Genomic DNA, 20,157 nt, shown 5'->3' with positions numbered 1-20,157 from the left:
CGTGAGCTGGCTCGACGACGCCGACGACGACGATGACTTCGGATTCGACGAGTCGTCGATCCGGATGCGTCCCAACCCCAAGGCCAACCGTCCGCGCACGAAGCGCCGTCCGGCCCACGCCGACGCTCAGATCGCGCGCGTCCTCGGGGTGGATCGCGGCCGATACACCGTTCTCGTCGACGAGGACGGCCCGGACGAGCGGCGCGTTCTTGCGACCCGGGCGCGGGAACTGCGCAAACAGCCCATCGTCAACGGCGACCGGGCCCGCGTGGTCGGAGACCTGTCGGGAGACGAGGGCACGCTCGGCCGCATCGTCGGTATCGAGGAGCGCACGTCGCTGCTGAGACGCAGCGCCGACGACACCGACCAGGTGGAGCGCGTGATCGTCGCCAACGCCGACCAGATGCTCATCGTCGTCGCCGCGGCCGACCCCGAGCCGCGCGAGCGTCTCGTGGACCGGTACCTGGTCGCGGCGCTGGATGCCGGCATCCGGCCCCTCCTCGTGGTCACGAAGACCGACCTGGCCGACCCTGCCGAGTTCCTGTCGCACTTCGCCGGACTCGATCTCCGCGTCTTCACGAGCGCGCAGGGAGACATGCCGCTCGAGACCATCGGCGAGGCGCTCGCCGGTCACGCCACCGTCTTCGTCGGGCACTCGGGCGTGGGCAAGTCCACCCTGGTGAACGCCCTCACCGGCTCCGAGCGGGCGACCGGACACGTCAACACCGTCACCGGCCGCGGCCGACACACCTCGTCGTCGGCGGTGTCGCTGCGGTACCGGGGCCCCGCCGGTTCGGGATGGGTCATCGACACCCCCGGCGTCCGGTCGTTCGGCCTCGGTCACGTCGATCCCGCGCACGTGCTCGGCGCGTTCACCGACTTGGCGGAGGTGGCCGAGGACTGCCCCCGCGGGTGCACCCACCTTCCCGACGCCCCCGACTGCGCGATCGTCGAGGCCGTGGAATCGGGGCGTCTGGGTCCGGGCGCCGCGGCGAGACTCGACTCCCTCCAGCGCCTCCTGACGACGTTCCAGGGCATCGAGCGCTCTAGGCTGGACGGGTGACGAACCTCGACAAGGGCGACACCGCGCCCGATTTCACCCTTCTCGACCAGGACGAACACCCCGTCTCGCTGAGCGATTTCCGCGGGCGCCGCGTGATCCTGTACTTCTACCCGGCCGCGCAGACCCCCGGCTGCACCACGCAGGCGTGCGACTTCCGTGACAGCCTCGCCTCGCTCCAGGGCGCGGGGTACACCGTCCTCGGCATCTCGCGCGACACCCCCGAGAAGCTGCGGGCGTTCCGCGACAGCGACGGTCTCACGTTCCCGCTGCTCAGCGACCCCGACCACTCGGTACACGAGGCGTACGGCGCCTGGGGCGAGAAGCAGAACTACGGCAAGACGATCACGGGTGTGCTCCGCTCGACGTTCGTCGTCGATGAGGACGGCGAGGTCGTCGAGGCGCTCTACAACGTCAAGGCCACCGGCCACGTCGCGCGCCTGCGCAAGACGCTCGGACTTGCCGCCGCCTGATCCGCGCGACTCGACGGCCCCGCCCCGCTGCCCGCGGTCGGCGGGGTCTTCCCGTGTCGGGCATCAGTCTTCGTCGCGGCGTCGCGGCGCCGCAGCGCGCACGGCGAGCACGAGCAGCACGAGACCGATCACGGCCGGTAGCGCGATGAGCAGGGCGATCCCCGGAGAGGCCCACTCCCCCGTGATCGCACCGATCGCAACAGACAGCACGAGCAGCTGCGTGACGATACCGCCCGACCGGCCGGCCGACACGTCGCGCGCAGTGGCCACCGCGAAGGCGGCGACGATCGCGGCGCCGATCACCGTCAGGACGATCAGGGCGATCGAGCTGACCACCGAGTCGGTGTCGCCGCCGATGAGGGCGACGGTCTGCCATCCGGCGAGGGCCAGGATGCCGACGGCCTCGAGGCCGAGAAGGACGGCGGCCGCAAGGCGAATGGGCATCCGAGAGCCTCCCCTACGGGCGCGACCGCGCCCGTTACGATCCGGAAACCTGCCGGTTACCTCTTGATCAGGCGGAATCGCTATGGGAGCATGGAACAAGCCGTGTGCTCCCACAGCGAAGTGGGGCGAGCAATCGCTCGCGTTCCCACCAGGGTACCGGACCCGAATCCCGGTGCCGAATCGTCGAAATTTCTGTTACAAGGAGCACCCCTATGGATTGGCGCGACAAAGCAGCCTGCCTGACCGTCGACCCCGAGCTGTTCTTCCCCGTCGGCAACACCGGCCCCGCGGTCGACCAGATCGAAAAGGCGAAGTCGGTCTGCGCGCGCTGCACCGTCACGGAGGTCTGCCTGCAGTACGCCCTCGAGTCCGGCCAGGACTCGGGCGTGTGGGGCGGTCTGAGCGAAGACGAGCGTCGCGCGCTCAAGCGCCGCGCCGCCCGTGCGCGCCGCGCCTCCTGACGCCGCCTCATCGAAGACGCCCGCCCCTTCGGGGGCGGGCGTCTTCGCGTTGCGGGGAGCCTGATCGGACGCTCCCGCCGCGCCGGGCGTGGCTCGCCGATCGGTACCCGGATCCGGCCGGATCGCGCCGTTGCGGCACTGCTGCGAGCCTGCCCCGCTCGAGACTCCGTACCGCCCGCCCCGAGCCCGCGGCATCCGGAAGAGGATGCCGCGCCGCGGGCGTCTCAGCCGGCAGAGCCGCCGATGTAGCGCAAAGGGATCTCGATGGTCACCTCGGTACCGCTACCCATGAGGGTGTGCCAGTCGATGGTCCCGCCGAGCTCGCCCTGGATGAGCGTGCGCACGATCTGCGTGCCGAGACCGCGACCCACCTGGCCTTCGGGCAGTCCCACGCCCGTGTCGCGAACGCTGACCTCGAGCATTTCGCCGGTGCGCTCGGCGGCGATCTCGACGTCGCCTTCCTGACCGGCGAGACCGTGCTCGACCGCGTTGGTCACGAGCTCGGTGAGAGCGAGAGCGAGGGGGGTGGCGAACTGGCTCGGCAGCGTGCCGAACTTCCCCGTGCTGCGCGTGCGCGCGCGGGTGTTGGGGGCGGCGGCCACCTCGGCCACCAGCTTCAGCACGCGGGCGAAGACGTCGTCGAAGTCGACGTTCTGAGCGAGGCCCTCCGACAGTGTGTCGTGCACCACGGCGATCGCCGACACTCGTCGCATCGCTTGCGTGAGCGCGTCGCGCGCCTCGTCGGAGTGGGTGCGCCGGGCCTGGATGCGCAGGAGCGACGCCACCGTCTGCAGGTTGTTCTTGACGCGGTGGTGGATCTCGCGGATCGTCGCGTCCTTGGTGATGAGCTCCTGCTCCTGATGGCGGATCTCGGTCACGTCGCGGCTGAGCACGATCGCGCCGATCCGCGTGCCGCGGTCGCGCAGCGGAATGGTGCGTAGCGACACCTGAACGCCCCGGGCCTCCATGTCGGCGCGCCACGGCGCGCGGCCGCTCACCACGACGGGGAGGGACTCGTCGACGTCCTGCCGCTTGGCCGGCAGGATGCGCGCCGTCACCTCGGCGAGCGACTCCCCCTCGAGCTCGTCGTCGAAGCCCATTCGGTTGAACGCTGAAAGCGCGTTGGGGCTCGCGAAGGTCGTGATCCCGTCGACGTCGAGACGGATCAGTCCGTCCGACGCACGCGGGGCTCCGCGGCGAGGGGCCGTGGGTGCCGACAGATCGGGGAACTCCGCCGACGAGATCATGCCGAAGAGGTCGTCGGCGCAATCGTTGAAGGTGATCTGCTGCCGCGAGGGCGTGCGCGTCTCGCCGAGGTTCGTGTGCCGGGTCAGCACGCCGACGGTCGTGACGGCGTCTCCCTCGCGAGAGAGCTCGCGCACGATCGGCACCGCGCGCACGCGCGTGGGGGTCTCTTCGAACCAGTCGGGGGATGCCGAGTCGACGATGCGTCCGCTCTGGAACGCCTCGCGCACCTGGGTGCGCCACTGCGGACGGACGCGGTCCCCCACGATGTCGCGGTAGAACAGCGTCGCCGCTCCGCCGGGCCGGGTGTGCGCGACGGCGACGAACGAATCGTCGGGGGTCGGCACCCAGATGACGATGTCGGCGAAGGCGAGGTCGGCGAGCAGCTGCCCGTCGCCGGCGAGGCGGTGCAGCCACTCGACGTCGGCCTCGCTGGAGCGGCCCTGGGCGTAGACGAGTTCGCTGAGTGTCGACACCCCTCCACCCTAGGGGCCGCCCCGCGCCGTCGCGCGTCTCCCCACCCGGGCGCGACCGCGCTGGGTGATCCGGTGTGCGAATGTCTCACGGCTCGGCTGCGGAAGGCTGGCGAAACCCGCTCGCCGACGGCCCCCCTGGAGTCGTCATCGACCCGACGGTCGACCGTCCTGCCGCCTGAGTGCGGGTGAACTCCTAACGCCCGCGGAAAGGGGGACATAATGAGGGGATGCCGGTTGATCCCTCACCCGTAGAGAGATTCGTCGAGCTCGAGCATGTCGCCTCCGCTCTGGCGCTCTCGCCCGATGACGTCGTCGCCCTCGTGCACGAGGGACACCTGCGCGGGGCCGCCATCGGCTCACCCGCTCGATGGCGAATCGACCGCGACAGCGTCGACGCGTACGTCGAGGCCCGGACGGAAGAGGCCCGCCGCGCGGCTCTCTGGCGGCAGTCGCAGGCTGCGAGCTTCCCTGAGCTGTGGGGCCGGGGCGAGGTTCGTCACGGCGACTGAGGATTCCTCCTCCCCACCTCACCCGCCGCATCGGTCATCCACAGCCGACGCATAAGCGCCGCGGCGTATGCCCGCACTCCCCTACTGTCGGCCGCACGTTGATCCGTACACGCCGAATGCGCACGAATGAGGGGACCATGTCATTCGCACCCGATCCCGAGCCGATCCGCCCATCGAGACCCCGTGGCGAGGAGTACTTCGCCCGGCAGAAGACCTCGACCGCCCAGCTGCCGTCGCCCGAGGTCTTCGTGCGCAACATCGTGCGCGGCATCCTCGAAGTCCTCGCCGGGGTGCGCGAGGTCGAGCAACTCGCACGCTGGCTGTCGGAGGAGGTCTACCGCTCGCTCGTGACCCGCGCCAATCTCGCGGCCCGCGCCCGCAGCGCCCGGCGCGTGCCCGCCCGCCGCGACGTGCACGAGATCCGCAGCGTGCACATCTCCTCGCCCGCCGACGGCGTCGTCGAGGCCACCGTCACCGCGTCCGCGCGGGTGAGGACGCGCGCCATCGCCGTCCGGCTGGAGGGGATGGACGGACGCTGGCGCGTGACGGCCCTGGCTCTGCTCTGATCCGCGTCGGCCCGCGTGGCATCCGTCACGATCGTCGACAACCCTCCGCGGGCGCCGCGAGCGCGACGGTCATGGCGCTCCGTCCCGCGAGAAGCGGTCAGCCCCCGTGTTGCCGCGCGGTGCTGACGCTCCTCGACTGCGTCACGGCCGCCAAGACGCGAGGAAGTTGCCGAGCCGTTCGATCGCGTCGCTGATCACGCGAGCCTCGGGCAGCGTCACGATGCGCACGTGGTCGGTGGCCGGCCAGTTGAAGCCCGACCCCTGCACGAGCAGCACGTGCTCGGCGAGCAGGAAGTCGCGCACGAACTGGGCGTCGTCGGGGATCTCGTACACCTCGGGGTCGAAACGCGGGAACGCGTAGAGCGCACCGCGCGGCAGCACGCACGACACCCCGGGGATCGCCTCGAGGCCCTGCCAGGCGGCATCCCGCTGCTCGTGCAGACGACCGGTCGGGGCGATGAGCGCGTCGATGGACTGCACCCCCGACAGCGCCGCCTGCACCGCGAACTGCGCGGGCACGTTGGGGCACAGACGCGTGGATGCCAACAGGTTGATGCCCTGCAGGAAACCCTGCGCGTGCTCCTTGGGGCCCGTGATCGCGAGCCAACCCGAGCGGTAGCCGGCGACACGATACGTCTTCGACAGACCGTTGAAGGTGAGCACGAGAAGGTCCGGTGCGACCGTGGCCATCGGGATGTGAACGGCGTCGTCGAAGAGGATGCGGTCGTAGATCTCGTCGGCCAGGACGAGCAGCGAGTTCTCGCGGGCGATGTCGGCGATACCCTCGAGGATCTCGCGCGAGTACACCGCGCCGGTCGGGTTGTTCGGGTTGATGACGACGATCGCCTTGGTCCGCGGCGTGATCTTCGACCGGATGTCCTCCAGGTCGGGCTGCCACTCGCGCTGCTCGTCGCACAGGTAATGCACGGGCGTGCCGCCGCCGAGGCTCGTCATCGCCGTCCACAGCGGGTAGTCGGGCGCGGGGATGAGCACCTCGTCGCCCTCGTCGAGCAGCGCCTGCATCGTCATCGTGATGAGCTCGGAGACCCCGTTGCCGAGGAACACATGGTCTGGGTCGAGGTGCGGGAACCCGGGCTCCTGCTCGTAGCGCGACACGACCGCGCGCCGCGCCGACAGGATGCCGCGGCTGTCGCTGTACCCGTGCGCATTCGGCACGGACGCGATCATGTCGCGCACGATCTGGTGCGGCGCCTCGAAGCCGAAGATCGCGGGGTTGCCGGTGTTGAGCTTGAGGATCGAGTGCCCCTCGGCCTCGAGTCGGTCGGCCTCGACGAGGGCCTCCCCGCGGATCTCGTAGAGGACGTCTTTCAGCTTGGACGACTGGTCGAGAGGGCGAAGCGGGCTCATCGGTTCAGGATATCCCCGGGCCGATCCGGCCAATCGACACCGGGTGGACCGCCCGCGCCCCGCTCTGCGGACAGTTCGCCCCGGAACGGCGGATGCCGTGCCCCGGCGGGGACACGGCATCCGGGCGGTGCGGGGTTACTTCTTCTTCGCGGCGCGGCGGTCGGCGCGGTTGCCGGGTGCGGCGTCCGCGGGAGCGTCGGTGCGCTGGCCGAAGGCGCCGCGTGCGCCGCCCGCCGGGGCGGCCTCGGCTGTGGGCGCCGACGGCTGCGCCTGACGGAGACGGCTGGTCGCCGCCTGCTGCACCTGACCGCGGTCGTTGCGCACCTCGACCTCGCCCGCATCGTTGGCCGCGGAGTACTCGAGGCGCTGCGTCTCGACCGGCGCGGGCGCCAGGCCCTTCGCCTCGACCTGGGCCGCGGGCTCGCCCTCCACGCTGCGCACCTCGACCTCGAGGTTGTAGAGGAAGCCGACCGACTCCTCCTTGATCTGCCCCATCATCGACTGGAACATCTGGTAACCCTCACGCTGGTACTCGATGAGCGGATCGCGCTGAGCCATCGCCCGCAGGCCGATGCCGTCCTTCAGGTAGTCCATCTCGTAGAGGTGCTCGCGCCAGCGGCGGTCGAGGACCTGGAGCACCACGCGGCGCTCGAGCTCACGCAGGGCCTGCTCGCCGAGCGCCTTCTCGCGGTTCTCGTACGCGATGCGCGCGTCGGAGATGATCTCGCGCTTCAGGCCCTCGGGGGTGATGCGGCCCTTGTTGCCACCCGCCTCGGCGACGACCTCGTCGATCGTGACGCTCACGGGGTAAAGCGTCTTGAGCTCGGTCCACAGGGCGTCGAAGTCCCACGACTCGGTGTGACCCGATCCCGTGTGGTCGTCGATGACGGCGGTGATGGCGTCTTCGATGAAGTGCTGCACGCGGTCGGCGATGTCGTCGCCCTGGAGCATGTGACGACGGTCGGCGTAGATGGCCTCGCGCTGGCGGTTGAGCACGTCGTCGTACTTGAGGACGTTCTTGCGCATCTCGGCGTTGCGCGCCTCGACCTGGGACTGGGCGCTCTTGATGGCCCTCGACACCAGGCCCGACTCGATCGCGACGTCGTCGGGGAAGTTGGTGCGGGCGAGGATCGCCTCGGCGGCGCCCGACTGGAACAGGCGCATGAGGTCGTCGGTGAGCGACAGGTAGAAGCGGCTCTCGCCGGGGTCGCCCTGACGGCCGGAGCGACCGCGCAGCTGGTTGTCGATGCGGCGCGACTCGTGCCGCTCGGTGCCGAGCACGTACAGGCCGCCCGCCTCGGTGACCTTCGCTGCCTCTTCGGCGACGGCGTCGCGCATCGCGGTGTACACGCCGTCCCACTCCGCCTCGTAGGCGTCGGGCGTCTCGACCGGGTCGAGGTTCTTCGCCTTCATCTCCTGGACGGCGAGGAACTCGGCGTTGCCGCCGAGCATGATGTCGGTGCCGCGACCGGCCATGTTGGTGGCGACGGTGACGGCGCCGAGGCGACCGGCGCGGGCGACGATCTCGGCCTCGCGCGCGTGGTTCTTGGCGTTGAGCACCTCGTGGCGCACGCCCTTCTTGGCCAGCAGGCGGGAGAGGTACTCGCTCTTCTCGACGCTCGTCGTACCGACGAGGACCGGCTGGCCCTTCTCGTGGCGCTCGACGATGTCTTCGACGACCTGGGCGAACTTGGCCGTCTCGTTCTTGTAGACGAGGTCGGCCTGGTCCTTGCGGATCATGGGCTTGTTCGTCGGGATCGGGACGACGCCGAGCTTGTAGGTCGACATGAACTCGGCGGCCTCGGTCTCGGCCGTACCGGTCATGCCCGAGAGCTTGTCGTACAGGCGGAAGTAGTTCTGCAGCGTGACGGTCGCCAGCGTCTGGTTCTCGGCCTTGACCGGCACGCCCTCCTTGGCCTCGATGGCCTGGTGGATGCCCTCGTTGTAGCGGCGACCGACCAGGATGCGACCGGTGTGCTCGTCGACGATCATCACCTCGTCGTTCATCACGACGTAGTCGGTGTCGCGCTTGAACAGCGCGATCGCCTTGATCGAGTTGTTGAGGAACGAGATGAGCGGGGTGTTCGCCGACTCGTAGAGGTTGTCGATGCCGAGGTAGTCCTCGACCTTCTCGATGCCGGGCTCCAGCACGCCGATGGTGCGCTTCTTCTCATCGACCTCGTAGTCGACGCCGGCCTCGAGGGTGCGGGCGAGCTTGGCGAACTCGGCGAACCAGCGGTTGGCCTCCCCGGATGCCGGACCCGAGATGATCAGCGGCGTGCGCGCCTCGTCGATGAGGATCGAGTCGACCTCGTCGACGATGGCGAAGAAGTGACCACGCTGAACGAGGTCCTCCTTGCGCCAGGCCATGTTGTCGCGCAGGTAGTCGAAGCCGAACTCGTTGTTCGTTCCGTAGCTGATGTCGGCCTCGTACTGCTCGCGACGCACCTCGGGCGTCTGACCCGCGACGACCGTGCCGGTGGTCATGCCGAGCGCGCGGTAGACGCGACCCATGAGCTCCGACTGGTAGCTCGCGAGGAAGTCGTTCACCGTGATGACGTGAACGCCCTTGCCCGCGATCGCGTTGAGGTAGGCCGGGAGGGCCGCGGTCAGGGTCTTGCCCTCACCGGTCTTCATCTCGGCGATGTTGCCGAGGTGCAGGGCGGCGCCGCCCATGATCTGCACGTCGTACGGACGCTGGCCGAGGGTGCGCTTGGCCGCCTCGCGGACAGCGGCGAACGCCTCGGGCATGAGCTGGTCGAGCGTCTCGCCGGCGTCGTAGCGGGCACGCAACTCGATGGTCTCGTTGCGCAGTTCGTCGTCGGTGAGCTGCTCGTAGTCTTCTTCGAGGGCGCCGGTCGCCTTCACGACGCCCTGCAGGCGGCGCAGGATGCGGCCTTCGCCGGCGCGCAGCAGTTTCTCGAGCGGATTTGCCACGAAGAATCTCCATCTGTCGGGTGCGGCGCCCGCGCGGACGCCGGCCTGCGAACAGGCATACGTTCCTCATGCTATCCGTGTTACCCGTTCGTGACCTGCGAGCATGCCGCAATCCGAAAGTCTCTGTGCGCGCCCGTAGCGAACACACGGCGACGCCCGGGAAACCGCCGCCTAGGATCGAGCCATGGCCGGTTTCTGGGGCAAGAGGAAGCGCGAAGAGCAGGACGCGGCGGACGCCGATCTGGCACGTCGAGCGGAGCTCGCGATCGTCGCCGCCGACGAGCGGGTGCGACTCACCTCCGACGAGCTCGACTTCGCCCGCGCCGAGCTCGGCGACAAAGCGACCGAGGATCTCGCGGCCGCCCTCGACTCCGTCCGCACGCATCTCGCCGAGGCCTTCCGGCTGCACCAGCTGAACCACGACGAGATCCCCGACACCAAGGAGGAGCTGCGTACGCGCAACGCGCGCATCATCCAGCTCTCGGAGTGGGCGGAAGACCTCCTCGAAGAGCGCACGCAGGTGCTGCAGCCGAAGATCGACGCGGTGCGTCGCGCGCCGGAGACCCTCGCGCGCGTGCGCGCCGACCGCGAGCGCCTCGCCGCTCGCATCCCCGGCGCCCGAGAGGTCGTCGATCGCCTCTCCCGTCGGTACAGCGACTCCGCCCTGGCCCAGATCGGCGGCAACCCCGACGAGATCGAGCAGCTCCTCGACTTCGCGGTGCACACCGCGGGCGTCTCGGAGCGTCGCCGTGAAGCCGGTCAGCGAGAGCAGGCCTCCGTCGCCCTCGAGGCGGCGACCGAGGCGGTCCGTCGGGCCGAGTCGCTGCTGGACGCCGTCGACACGTTCGAGATCGAGGCGCTGCGCGCCGAATCCACCCTCGCCGCCGTCGTCGACGACTCGCGCAACGACCTCGTCGAGGCGCGACGGGGGGCGCAGACCCCCGCCGTCACGGCCGCCATGGCGACTCTCCAGCAGGCGCTGTCCGCCTTGCCCGCGTCGGGAACGCGCAGCGATCCCTTCGCCGCCCTGTCGTCGCTGCGTCAGGCCAACGCCGATCTCGACCTCGCCCGCGAGCGCGCCGCCCGCCCGGTGCCGTCGCAGCTGCAGGTCGAGCACGCGATCGACGACGCCGACCGGCAGCTGGCCGTCGCGCGCGGCCTGATCACCGGTCACCGCGGCTGGATCGGGGCCGACGCCCGAACCCGCTTCGTCGAGGCCGAGCGCCTGCGCGCCGGTCTCCCCCTCGGCCCCGTCGCCGAGGACCAGCGCGAGACGGTGCTCGCCACCGCGCGTCGCGCCGGGTCGCTGGCATCCGAGGCCCTGCAGATCGCCCAGCGCGACATCGAGCAGTCCCGCCCGAACGACTGGGGCGGCAACGGGTACGGTCAGGGCGGTGGATACGGCCGGGGCGGCGGCATGGGCGGTGGAAACATGGTCGGCGGCATGCTCGGCGGTCTGGTCATCGGCTCGCTGCTCGGCGACATCTTCGACGGCTGAGCCGTCTCCTGTCACGACGACGCCCCCGGCCTTCCGGCCGGGGGCGTCGTTCCTGTGTGCGTCAGGATGCCGCTGAGACCATCGGCGACGCCTGCGTCGTCAGCTCGATCACGCCGTAGTCCCAGCCCTTGCGGCGGTAGACGACGCTCGGGTGGTCGGTGCGGGCGTCGATGAAGAGGAAGAAGTCATGACCGACCAGTTCCATGCGGTCGACCGCGTCTTCGACCGTCATCCACTCGGCCTCGAATTCCTTCTGCCGGATGACGACGGGGCAGTAGTCCTCCTCCTCGGCGGCGTCCGCCTGCACGGGGACCGATCCGGTGGCGACGGCGCGGAGCACGTCGACGGAGGCGGGTTCGACGTCGATCCCCGCGAGCTCCCCGGTGCCCTTCTCGAACTTCGCGCCGCGCGGGTGGTTGCGGGCGTCGACGCGCTTGTCCTTCGCGCGACGCACCTGCTCCGAGATCTTGTCGACCGCGAGGTCGAGAGCGGCGAACTTGTCGGCATCCGTGGCCTCGGCCCGCACGACAGGGCCCTTGCCGTCGAGCGTGAGCTCGACCGTATCGTCTTCCATCCGGCCGTTGCGATAGGAGCGATGCGTGACCTTGACCTCGAGCATGTTCGCGCGGGGCGCCAAGTGCTCGATTCGGCTGACCTTCTCTTCGACCACCGAGCGGAAACGATCGGTGATTCCGACTCCCACGCCGACGATGTTGGTGTCCATCCGTGACCTCCTTGTTCCGGGTTCCGCCCGGTCTAAGGGCGGAACGTCCGTCGCCTTCAGTCATCCCCACGCTAGTGCCGCAGCACCGCCCTGTCACGTGTCAATCACCTTCGGTTCACCTCCGAGATCGCCGCAACGCGGCGTGTGCGCCAGCGTGACGGCGGAAACCCCGGTCGCGCCCGCCGCGCGCAGCGCCCGGGCCGCCTCGAGCAGGGTGGCTCCCGTCGTCACCACGTCGTCCACCAGGACGACGGGAACCCCCGCGACAGGGCGAGCAGCGAACGCTCCCCCGACGTTCTGACGGCGCGCGTCGCGATCGAGACCGCGCTGATCCCGCGTGGCACGGCGCAGTCCCACGAGCCGCCGGTCGCGGTGGCCCGCGCGGCGAAGAACCAGTTCGACCGGTCGATACCCGCGTCGCCGCAGGGCCGCGCGGGTCGACGGCACCGCGGTGATGAGGGCGTCCGGCGGCACCTCGTGCAGGACCGCTCGGAGGGCGGGAGCGAGAGCGCCGGCGAGCGGGGTGCGCCCCTCCTCCTTCAGTGCCCGGATCACCCGGGCCACCGGCCCGGCGAAGGCGAGGGCGCTCGTCACGGTCAGATCCGGCGCGAGGACGCGGCTCACCGGCCGCGGGACGAGGGCGGCGCGGCATCCGTCGCACACGTCGATGTCGAGGGCCCCGCATCCCGCGCAGGAGACGGGAAGCCAGAAGGTCAGGGCATCACGGACGGAGGACGCGAGCAGGGATGCGAGTTCCATGCCACGATGCTGACCTACGCCGCCACCCCGCGGAGCCCGCAGCGCCTTTTCGTGCAGAGATCGCCGCCTGGGGAGGAGCCGCTGCTCTCAGGACGTGGTGCCCTGCTGCGCCGCCAGGACGCGGATGCCGGAAGCCACGAGCGTCCACGAGCTGCCGCGACGGCTGTAGAGGCGACCCTGATCGTCGAGGACGCGCACGCTGGTGCTGCCAGCCGCGAGGGTTCGGGCACCGTCGGGGGCGGTCGCCTCGGTGCCGCGACCGCCGACGTTCAGTTCGCGCAGCTTGCTCACCCCGTCGACCGTGGCCAGCACGCCCACTGTGGTGTCGTCGAGCCACGCGAGGTCGAAAGCGCCCTGCTGGCTGAAGGACAGCACGTGGGGCGGGCCGAGGTCGACCTCGGTGCCCTCGCGTTCGATGCCGGCCACCCACACCTCGCGCACCCCCGACACGGTGACGATCGCCGCGACCCGCGTGCCGTCGCGGGACACCTGCATCGACACGATCTCCGCGGCATCCGGCCAGGCGTTGCCGACCTCGCGGGGAACCCCCTCGGGGGTGATCGCGCGGACCTGCGTCGGAGCGGCGGCCGGAACGCTCCAGATCTCGCCCTCGCCGTCGATCGAGGGAGCGATGAGACCGGCGCGGTCGTCGAGCAGGAAGGTGCGACCGTCGCTCAGGGCGCTCGCGACGGTGCCCTGCTGCGTGCGAACGGCGGCCAGGCTGCGGTCGGCTTCGAGCTCGACGGCCGTCGGGCTCAGCGACTCCACCGCGTCGGAGAGGCGGTCGATCGGTTCCACCGCGTCTCCGGCGAGCGCTCCGAACACCCCGACCGCAGTGAGCACGGCCGGCGACGGGTCGACGCGGGTGACGCGGACCGGGACCTCGGAGGCGGCGATCGGGGTGCCCTCCACCGTCATCTGCACCTCGTTGATGCCGGCGGTGGTGAGGCTGCGCACCAGTTGGGTCTGCATGCGATCGAGCGTCGTGCGGTCGAGGCTGAGGGCGGCGCGCGGCAGCTGCACCTGCGCGATGCCGTCGGACGACAGCGTCACCGAGCGTCCCACCAGCGACAGCTCGTCGGGGAAGGCGCTGCGGACCGCTCCGGCCAGCCACGCGCTGGGCTGCCCGTCGACGAGCGCGGTCGCGACGCGACTGGCGACCAGGGGGCGCGGGAACCAGCGAACGTCGGGGACGATGAAGCTGTACGAGGGGTCGAAGTACGCCACGGATGCCGACTGGTACACCGTCGGGAAGACCTCTTCGTACAGCACGACCCCGTCGGGCGCGGAGGAGATCCGCCATTGGTCGTCGACGCGCGTCAGCGTGTAGCTCAGGGTCTCGGCCGCACCCGCCGCCGTCGGGGCGTACGCGCCGTCGGCATCCACCGCGGCGATCGCGGTGAGGGCGACCGCGACCGACGTGCCGTCGGCGTTCGGGGTCGCCCGCCGGTCGGCGAGACGGTCGATCGTCACGCGCGAGCGGGGGTCCCACTGCGTGCCGGGAGCGAGGAAGAGCTTCGCGGTGGCCCAGTCGTCGGCGGGGCCGGAACCCGCGCGCAGGAAGCCCTCGACGATCTCGGCGGGGGTCGCGTCGTCCTGCGGACCGTCGGGCACGAAGGCGAACGCCTGAGTGTCGTCGACCTGCGGACCGCGACCGGGGTTGACGTAGCCGGAGGTCGGCAGGCCGGTGCACGCGGTCAGGGCGAGCACGAGCATCAGGCTCAGCAGCGACAGAGCGCGTCTCATGTCGTCCTCCGGATGCTGGGGCGGGTGGAGATCGGCTGCGTGAGGCCGAGCGCTTCGAGCGCCCCGCCCTGCTCGTCGTCCGGCACGAGAGGGAGCGGCGAGCCGGTGACCGGCCTGTCGTCGCGCGGGAGCGTGAGCACGAAGTTCGATCCGCGCCCTGGCTCCGACCAGACCGCGAGGGTCCCGCCATGCAGGCGGGCATCGCCGAGGGCGATCGACAGGCCGAGGCCCGTCCCGCCGATCGTGCGCACGCGCGAGGGGTCCGCGCGCCAGAACCGGTCGAACACGCGCTCGACGTCCTCGTGCTTCATGCCCAGGCCGAAATCGCGCACGCCGAGGGCGACGGCATCCCGGTCGCTGTCGACGGAGACGACGATCGGACGCCCCTCGCCGTGCTCGATGGCGTTGCCGAGGAGGTTCCGCACGATGCGTCGCACGCGGCGCGCGTCCATGTCGACGGGCGTGTAGCCGCCGGGGGCCACCAGCCGCACGTCGGATCCGTGTCCCTCCGCCAACTGCTCCATCGACTCGATCACGTCTTCGGCCAGGTGGGCGAGGCTCGTCGGCTCGCGTTCGAGCTGAACCGAACCGGCGTCGTACCGGCTGATCTCGAGCAGGTCGGTGAGCAGCACCTCGAAGCGCTGCACCTGCGCGTGCAGCAGTTCGGCAGCGCGGGCGGTCACGGGGTCGAACTCCTCGCGCTGGTCGTTGATCATGTCGGCCGCGAGCCTGATGGTCGTCAGCGGCGTGCGCAGTTCGTGCGACACATCCGAGACGAAACGCTGCTGCACGAGCGAGAGGTCGGCGAGCTCCTTGATCTGCGACTCGATGCTGTCGGCCATGGCGTTGAACGAGCGGTTCAGCGTCGCGAGTTCGTCCTCACCGCGGACGGGAAGACGCACGCCCAGGTCACCCGCGGCGAGCTTGGCACTGGTCTCCGCCGCATCCGCGATCGGCGTGGTCACCGACCGCAGCACGAACCAGGCGATCGCGCCGATGAGCACCACCAGCACCAGGCCCACCACCCACAGCAGCACCTGCACGAACGCGAGCGTCTGCGAGGCGCTCGAGAGGTCGTATCCCATGTAGAGCTCGTAGGAATCGACCCCGTCCTCGGCGGGGAAGCGCAGCTGATGGCCGACCAGGATGCCGGGCACGTCACGCCCGTTGTCGGAGGGCAGGGCCACCGACTGCCACCATTGCAGGTCGGGACTCGACTGCACCTGCGTGCGCAACGCGTCGGTGACCAGGCCCGATTCGAACGCGGGGGAGATGAAGGGCTGGGGAGCCAGCGGTGACGGCGGTCCGATGCGGTAGAGGGCGATCAGGTCGCTCGAGGACTGCTGCGAGAGGCGGGTGGCGATGCCGTTCATCAGCGTCTGAGCGGCCGCGGGGTCGGTCGAGTCGACCGCGGCGTCGAGGGTCGCCTGGGCCGCCGCGGTCGCACGCTGCGCTTCGAGGAGCACCTGGTCCTTGCGCGCGGTGAACAGCTCGTTCTGGATGACGAGGGCCATCGCGACGCAGGTGACGAGGATGGTCGCCGCGGTGAGGGTCACCGTGATGACGATCGTGCGGAAGCGCAGCGATCGCCGCCAGAGCGTGGCGAGGCGGTCGCGCGTGCGGCGCCAGTCGCGCCAGTCGCCCAGCCGCGACGGCGAGACGGTGCGCACCGCGCCCGTCATGCGGGCCTCAGGCCACCGCGCCGGCGCGGTAGCCCACGCCGCGCACGGTGGTCACGATCCGCGGGTTGTCGGGGTCGGCCTCGATCTTGGCGCGCAGGCGCTGCACGTGCACGTTCACCAGTCGTGTGTCGGCCTTGTAGTGGTAGCCCCACACCTGCTCGAGCAGCATCTCGCGCGAGAACACCTGCTGCGGCTTCTCCGCGAGCGCCACGAGCAGCTCGAACTCGAGGGGGGTCAGGGCGATCGGCGCGTCGCCGCGGCGCACCTCGTGCGCGGCGACGTCGACGGTGAGGTCGCCGATGCGCAGGGTCTCGTCGGCCGGGGCCTGGGTGGGGCGCAGGCGCGTGCGGATGCGCGCGACGAGCTCCTTCGGGTTGAACGGTTTGACGATGTAGTCGTCGGCCCCCGACTCGAGGCCCTTGACCACGTCGGCCGTGTCGGTGCGGGCGGTGAGCATGATGATCGGGATGCCGGATTCCGCGCGCACGCGCGTGCAGATCTCGATGCCGTCGACCCCGGGCAGCATGAGATCGAGGAGGATGAGGTCGGGCCGCTCCGTGCGCCACGCGTCGACGGCCTGGGCTCCGTCGGCGCAGAACACGGTGTCGAATCCCTCGGTGCGCAGCACGATGCCGATCATCTCGGCCAGCGCGGTGTCGTCGTCGACAACCAGGATCCGTGAAGTCATTCGGGTGTACGTCTTCCGTCTCGAACCCGCTCGGGGACGGGTATGACGCCCCGGATCGGGGCACGTCGTATCGAGAGTAGTCGACCTGCCTGCACGCCAGGCGTGCGTGTCGGAGGTCTGTGACACGATGAGGGCACCGCCATGTGACGAGGAGGGGCCCCACATGACCGCGTACCCGGCTTGGACTCCGGCATCACGCCCGGGGATCGTTCCGTTGCACCCCTACGGGTTCGGCACCATCCTGGGCCGCTCGTTCGTGGCGCTCCGTCACAACCCCAAGGTGCTGCTGGGCTTCGCTCTCATCGTGCAGGCCGTCGCCTACGTCGTGCTCACCGCCGCGGTCGGCGGGGTCGCGATCGCGAGCTTCTCGCGCCTCGACACCGTGCCGGTCGGCGGCGACGACTACGACGCGATCCTCGCCGGCTCCGCCGTGATCACGGCGGCGACGGCCTTCGTCCTCGGCATCGCGACCGGGGCGCTGAGCATCATCGTCCAAGGCGTCGTGGTGGCGGAGGTGGCCCACGCCGTCGTCGCCGAGAAGCCGACCCTCGGGGCCGTGTGGGCGCGCGTGAAACCGGTCGTGTGGCGTCTCATCGGCTACAGCGCGCTGTACCTGTTGGCGACGGTGGTCGTCATCGGCGTGCTCGCCGGAATCGTCGCGCTCCTGGTGATCAACGTGCTGTGGGTGGGCGTCGCGGTGGGCGTCCTGTCCCTGCTGGGGCTCATCGTCCTCTACCTCTGGCTCACACCGAAGCTCTTCCTCGTGCCGTCGGTCATCATCCTCGAGCGCGCGCGCATCTTCCCCGCGATCGCCCGGTCGTGGCGGCTCACGCGGGGCCGTTTCTGGTCGACGCTCGGCGTCGTCGTCATCATCTCGGTGGCCTTCAGCATCGTCGCCCAGATCATCTCGGTGCCCTTCAGCCTGGTCGCGGGCATCGTCCCCGGCATCCTCGCCCCCACCGGCGAAGACCCGACGGGGGCCCTCGTAGGCGTCATCGCCGTCCAGGTCGTCGGGCAGTTCGGCATCCTCCTCGTCCAATGCATCGCGCTGGTGGTGCAGTCCACCTCGGCGGTGCTCGTCTACGTCGACGCCCGCATGCGGGTGGAGGCCCTCGACCACGACCTCGCCACCTACGTCGAACAGCGCGACGCCGGTGCCGCCGACCTCGCCGACCCCTACTTGGTCGGCGTGGGGCGCATCGTGGAGCGTCCGGCTCCGACGCCCGTGGGTGCTCCCCCGGCCTACGCCGGTTACGCCGCTCCGCCGGGTGCGGCGCCGTATCCCCCCGCTCACGGGGTTCCGCAGCCGTACGGTGCTCCCGCCGCGACGCCGGCGCCGCAGCCATACGGTGCTCCCGCCGCACCTCAGGCCCCGCAGCCGTACGGTGCTCCCGCCGCCGCACCGGCCCCGCCGGCATCCCCGGCGCCGTCCGCGACGCCCGGCGTGGACTCGGGGGCACCGAATTCGCCGTCGACCGACGTCCCGCCGCCGACCTCGAATCCGGATGCCGCTTCGAAAGATGCGCCGACCACGTGGGCGGCGCCGGGCTCGAGCGGCGACGCGTGAGCCTCGCCGCGCTCGCCGCCGCCTTCTCGCCCCTGCTGCCCGATCCGGACCAGGCGCGGGAGTGGGCGGAGCGCGAGCTCGCCGACCCCTCGTACCAGGCGGCCGAGCCGAGCATCATCGACCGGGCGGCTCAGGCCGTCGTCCGCTTCCTCGACGACCTGCTGCGCATTCCGAGCACCGACGGGTGGGGTCCGGCCGCGCTCGTCGTGCTGGCGGTGCTCGTCGTGGCGGCGATCGTGGTCGGCATCCTGATCTGGGGTCGACCCCGTCGGAGCGTGCGCGCGGCTCCGGCTGCTCGGGCCCTGTTCGACGACGACGACACCCGGTCGGCCGAACAGCTGCGGGCCGAGGCCGAGGCGGCCGCCCGACGCGGAGCATGGGACGACGCCGTCGTGCTGCGCTTCCGCGCCGTCGCGCGAGGTCTGTCGGAACGGGGTCTGGTCGACCCGCCGCCCGGGGCGACGGTGCGCGCGTTCGCCCGTGAGGCCGGCACGGCCCTGCCCGCCCTCGCGGCCGGGCTCGAGACGGCCGCGACGACCTTCGACGACGTGCGCTACCTGCGCCGTCCGGGAACGGCGGAACGCTACCGCCTCATCGTCGACCTCGACGACGCCGCCGTGCGCACCCGCCCGTCACCGGTGGGCACCACGTGAGCGCCCTGATCGCCGCCCGACCGCGGTCCCGTCGACGCGCCGCGCTCGGGTGGGTCGCCCTCGTCGTCGGTCTGCTGCTCGTGTCGCTCGTCGGCGGGCTCTTCGTCTACGGCGGTTACACCCAGCGGGCGATCCTCGACCCCGAGTCCGCCGGCCCCGACGGCACACGGGCCGTCGTGCGCGTGCTCGAGCAGCAGGGCGTGCGGGTGGTCGTCGCGCGCGACCGAGCCGCCGCGGAACGCGCGCTGGCCGACGGCGAGGCGACGCTCGTGATGCGGGACGCGCCGATGCTCTCCGACGACACCCTGCGCGAGATCGCCTCCCGTGCCCGACACGTGGTGCTGATCGAGCCGCGTTCACGTGCGCTCGACGTCCTGATGAACGGTTCATCGCTCGGCGGGTTCGCCGACGACACGGCCGTCGCCGCCGACTGCGTGACGCCCGCCGCCGCCAACGCCCGGAGCGCGCGGGTCGGCGAGCTCCTGATCGCCGGCGACGACGTCACCGGCTGCTTCCCCGTCGGCGACGAGTTCGGTCTGCTGACCCTCGACACCGGGGGCCGCTCGGTGACCGCCCTCGACGGCCTGTCGACGGTGACCAACGCGGCCCTGCCGCGCGACGGCGACGCCGCCCTCGCGCTCAGCGTGCTGGGCGGGAGCGCCACCCTCGTCTGGTACGTCCCCGCCCCCGGCGACGCCGACCCCGGCACGGCTCCCCCCACGCTCGGCGAACTGACGTCGGACTGGGTGACCCCCGCCATCGTGCTGCTGCTCCTGGCCGCACTCACGGCCGCCGTCTGGCGTGGTCGACGCTTCGGTCCGCTCGTGACCGAGCGCTTGCCCGTGACGGTCCGCGCCAACGAGACCACCGAGGGGCGCGCCCGCCTCTACGCCGGAGCGCGCGACGCCCCGCACGCCCTCGACGAACTCCGCCGCGCCAGCCGCGCGCGCCTCGTGCGATTGCTGGCACTGGCGCCGCGCACCTCGCCCTCCGACGTCGCCGATGCGGTCGCCGAGCGCCTGGGAACGGACCGCTCCCGAGTGCGCGGCATCCTCGTCGACGACATCCCCCGCACCGACCGCGACCTCGTCGCCGCCGCCGATCGACTGCGCGACCTCGAGGAGAGCGTCCGCGTCGCCGTCCGAACCGAAGGGACACCCCGATGACCGAGAGCCCCGAGAGCCCCGAGAACCCCGGCAGCGAGCCGGCGCCCGGCACGACCGCGGCCCCCTCGTCGACCGCGACCCCTCCGGTCGCCGATGACCGCTCGTCCGGAAGCGCCCGCATCGCCTCGACCGACG

Annotated in this window: 18 protein-coding genes; 9 read left to right on the top strand and 9 right to left on the bottom strand. The window is 71.1% G+C overall.

All coding sequences use genetic code 11. The features are described from left to right. Position 1 precedes the first annotated feature (1 nt). Positions 2-1,063 carry a ribosome small subunit-dependent GTPase A gene (gene rsgA, locus B0B15_RS06675; protein ID WP_076674362.1) on the top strand — a complete coding sequence of 354 codons (1,062 nt, stop codon included), beginning with the start codon at positions 2-4 and terminating at the stop codon, positions 1,061-1,063. Further along, positions 1,060-1,533 carry a thioredoxin-dependent thiol peroxidase gene (bcp, locus tag B0B15_RS06670; RefSeq protein WP_076674359.1) on the top strand — a complete coding sequence of 158 codons (474 nt, stop codon included), beginning with the start codon at positions 1,060-1,062 and terminating at the stop codon, positions 1,531-1,533. Before rsgA ends, bcp begins: the two co-directional genes overlap by 4 nt. A gap of 63 nt (positions 1,534-1,596) precedes the next feature. On the opposite strand, the gene B0B15_RS06665 is transcribed toward bcp, so the two are convergent. Next, complete coding sequence (locus B0B15_RS06665; RefSeq protein ID WP_076674356.1) at positions 1,597-1,977, bottom strand: histidine kinase; 381 nt, start codon at positions 1,975-1,977, stop codon at positions 1,597-1,599. 212 nt (positions 1,978-2,189) lie between these two features. On the opposite strand from B0B15_RS06665, the gene B0B15_RS06660 reads away from it, so the two are divergent. Further along, positions 2,190-2,438 (top strand): WhiB family transcriptional regulator, encoded by a 249-nt coding sequence (locus B0B15_RS06660; RefSeq protein WP_013583608.1) that lies wholly within the window; start codon positions 2,190-2,192, stop codon positions 2,436-2,438. 224 nt (positions 2,439-2,662) lie between these two features. Here the strand turns inward: B0B15_RS06660 and B0B15_RS06655 are convergent, their stop codons facing one another. Further along, positions 2,663-4,159: a sensor histidine kinase gene (locus B0B15_RS06655; protein ID WP_076674353.1), complete on the bottom strand. Its 1,497-nt coding sequence runs from the start codon at positions 4,157-4,159 to the stop codon at positions 2,663-2,665. A 227-nt stretch (positions 4,160-4,386) separates the two neighbouring features. On the opposite strand from B0B15_RS06655, the gene B0B15_RS06650 reads away from it, so the two are divergent. Both B0B15_RS06650 and B0B15_RS06645 read left to right on the top strand, forming a co-directional pair. Then, positions 4,387-4,668 (top strand): excisionase family DNA-binding protein, encoded by a 282-nt coding sequence (locus B0B15_RS06650; protein WP_076674351.1) that lies wholly within the window; start codon positions 4,387-4,389, stop codon positions 4,666-4,668. Positions 4,669-4,805: 137 nt separating this feature from the next. After that, a complete protein-coding gene (locus B0B15_RS06645; protein WP_076674348.1) occupies positions 4,806-5,234 on the top strand; it encodes an Rv3235 family protein in 429 nt (142 codons plus the stop codon). Positions 5,235-5,375: 141 nt separating this feature from the next. Here the strand turns inward: B0B15_RS06645 and B0B15_RS06640 are convergent, their stop codons facing one another. After that, the gene (locus B0B15_RS06640; protein WP_076674346.1) at positions 5,376-6,602 is read right to left on the bottom strand and encodes a pyridoxal phosphate-dependent aminotransferase; all 1,227 of its coding nucleotides are present in this window, start codon (positions 6,600-6,602) and stop codon (positions 5,376-5,378) included. A 135-nt stretch (positions 6,603-6,737) separates the two neighbouring features. Beyond that, positions 6,738-9,539, bottom strand: a complete 2,802-nt coding sequence (secA, locus tag B0B15_RS06635) for a preprotein translocase subunit SecA (protein WP_076674343.1) — start codon at positions 9,537-9,539, stop codon at positions 6,738-6,740. Positions 9,540-9,723: 184 nt separating this feature from the next. On the opposite strand from secA, the gene B0B15_RS06630 reads away from it, so the two are divergent. Next, positions 9,724-11,037, top strand: a complete 1,314-nt coding sequence (locus B0B15_RS06630; protein WP_076674340.1) for a coiled-coil domain-containing protein — start codon at positions 9,724-9,726, stop codon at positions 11,035-11,037. A gap of 61 nt (positions 11,038-11,098) precedes the next feature. On the opposite strand, the gene hpf is transcribed toward B0B15_RS06630, so the two are convergent. From hpf to mtrA, 5 genes are all read right to left on the bottom strand, one after another. Further along, a complete protein-coding gene (gene hpf, locus B0B15_RS06625) occupies positions 11,099-11,761 on the bottom strand; it encodes a ribosome hibernation-promoting factor, HPF/YfiA family (protein WP_076674337.1) in 663 nt (220 codons plus the stop codon). 93 nt (positions 11,762-11,854) lie between these two features. Continuing rightward, positions 11,855-12,520: a ComF family protein gene (locus B0B15_RS06620; protein WP_076674334.1), complete on the bottom strand. Its 666-nt coding sequence runs from the start codon at positions 12,518-12,520 to the stop codon at positions 11,855-11,857. Positions 12,521-12,607: 87 nt separating this feature from the next. Next, positions 12,608-14,266 (bottom strand): LpqB family beta-propeller domain-containing protein, encoded by a 1,659-nt coding sequence (locus tag B0B15_RS06615; RefSeq protein ID WP_076674331.1) that lies wholly within the window; start codon positions 14,264-14,266, stop codon positions 12,608-12,610. Continuing rightward, entirely contained in the window at positions 14,263-15,948 is a 1,686-nt protein-coding gene (gene mtrB, locus B0B15_RS06610; RefSeq protein WP_076674328.1) for an MtrAB system histidine kinase MtrB, read from the bottom strand. The genes B0B15_RS06615 and mtrB overlap by 4 nt, the downstream gene beginning before the upstream one ends. A 7-nt stretch (positions 15,949-15,955) precedes the next feature. Then, the gene (gene mtrA / locus B0B15_RS06605) at positions 15,956-16,636 is read right to left on the bottom strand and encodes an MtrAB system response regulator MtrA (RefSeq protein WP_076674325.1); all 681 of its coding nucleotides are present in this window, start codon (positions 16,634-16,636) and stop codon (positions 15,956-15,958) included. A 163-nt stretch (positions 16,637-16,799) separates the two neighbouring features. On the opposite strand from mtrA, the gene B0B15_RS06600 reads away from it, so the two are divergent. The 3 genes from B0B15_RS06600 to B0B15_RS06590 are packed head-to-tail and all read left to right on the top strand — an operon-like array spanning position 16,800 to position 20,022. Continuing rightward, positions 16,800-18,203 carry a DUF7847 domain-containing protein gene (locus B0B15_RS06600; protein WP_076674323.1) on the top strand — a complete coding sequence of 468 codons (1,404 nt, stop codon included), beginning with the start codon at positions 16,800-16,802 and terminating at the stop codon, positions 18,201-18,203. Beyond that, positions 18,200-18,856, top strand: a complete 657-nt coding sequence (locus B0B15_RS06595) for a DUF4129 domain-containing protein (protein ID WP_076675258.1) — start codon at positions 18,200-18,202, stop codon at positions 18,854-18,856. The genes B0B15_RS06600 and B0B15_RS06595 overlap by 4 nt, the downstream gene beginning before the upstream one ends. After that, entirely contained in the window at positions 18,853-20,022 is a 1,170-nt protein-coding gene (locus B0B15_RS06590) for a DUF4350 domain-containing protein (protein ID WP_076674320.1), read from the top strand. Before B0B15_RS06595 ends, B0B15_RS06590 begins: the two co-directional genes overlap by 4 nt. Positions 20,023-20,157 lie beyond the last annotated feature (135 nt).

This window comes from Microbacterium sp. RU1D, from assembly GCF_900156435.1.
In the GTDB taxonomy this organism is placed as follows: domain Bacteria; phylum Actinomycetota; class Actinomycetes; order Actinomycetales; family Microbacteriaceae; genus Microbacterium.
Note: the sequence above shows the minus strand (reverse complement) of the source record. Positions and strands in the feature narration are given on the sequence as shown.

Coding starts and splice junctions, on each gene's coding strand:
- B0B15_RS06665 (WP_076674356.1), bottom strand. CDS start 1,977: ATGCCCATTCGCCTTGCGGCCGCCGTCCTTCTCGGCCTCGAGGCCGTC.
- B0B15_RS06645 (WP_076674348.1), top strand. CDS start 4,806: ATGTCATTCGCACCCGATCCCGAGCCGATCCGCCCATCGAGACCCCGT.
- B0B15_RS06600 (WP_076674323.1), top strand. CDS start 16,800: ATGACCGCGTACCCGGCTTGGACTCCGGCATCACGCCCGGGGATCGTT.
- hpf (WP_076674337.1), bottom strand. CDS start 11,761: ATGGACACCAACATCGTCGGCGTGGGAGTCGGAATCACCGATCGTTTC.
- mtrB (WP_076674328.1), bottom strand. CDS start 15,948: ATGACGGGCGCGGTGCGCACCGTCTCGCCGTCGCGGCTGGGCGACTGG.
- B0B15_RS06640 (WP_076674346.1), bottom strand. CDS start 6,602: ATGAGCCCGCTTCGCCCTCTCGACCAGTCGTCCAAGCTGAAAGACGTC.
- B0B15_RS06620 (WP_076674334.1), bottom strand. CDS start 12,520: ATGGAACTCGCATCCCTGCTCGCGTCCTCCGTCCGTGATGCCCTGACC.
- B0B15_RS06630 (WP_076674340.1), top strand. CDS start 9,724: ATGGCCGGTTTCTGGGGCAAGAGGAAGCGCGAAGAGCAGGACGCGGCG.
- B0B15_RS06650 (WP_076674351.1), top strand. CDS start 4,387: ATGCCGGTTGATCCCTCACCCGTAGAGAGATTCGTCGAGCTCGAGCAT.
- mtrA (WP_076674325.1), bottom strand. CDS start 16,636: ATGACTTCACGGATCCTGGTTGTCGACGACGACACCGCGCTGGCCGAG.
- B0B15_RS06660 (WP_013583608.1), top strand. CDS start 2,190: ATGGATTGGCGCGACAAAGCAGCCTGCCTGACCGTCGACCCCGAGCTG.
- B0B15_RS06615 (WP_076674331.1), bottom strand. CDS start 14,266: ATGAGACGCGCTCTGTCGCTGCTGAGCCTGATGCTCGTGCTCGCCCTG.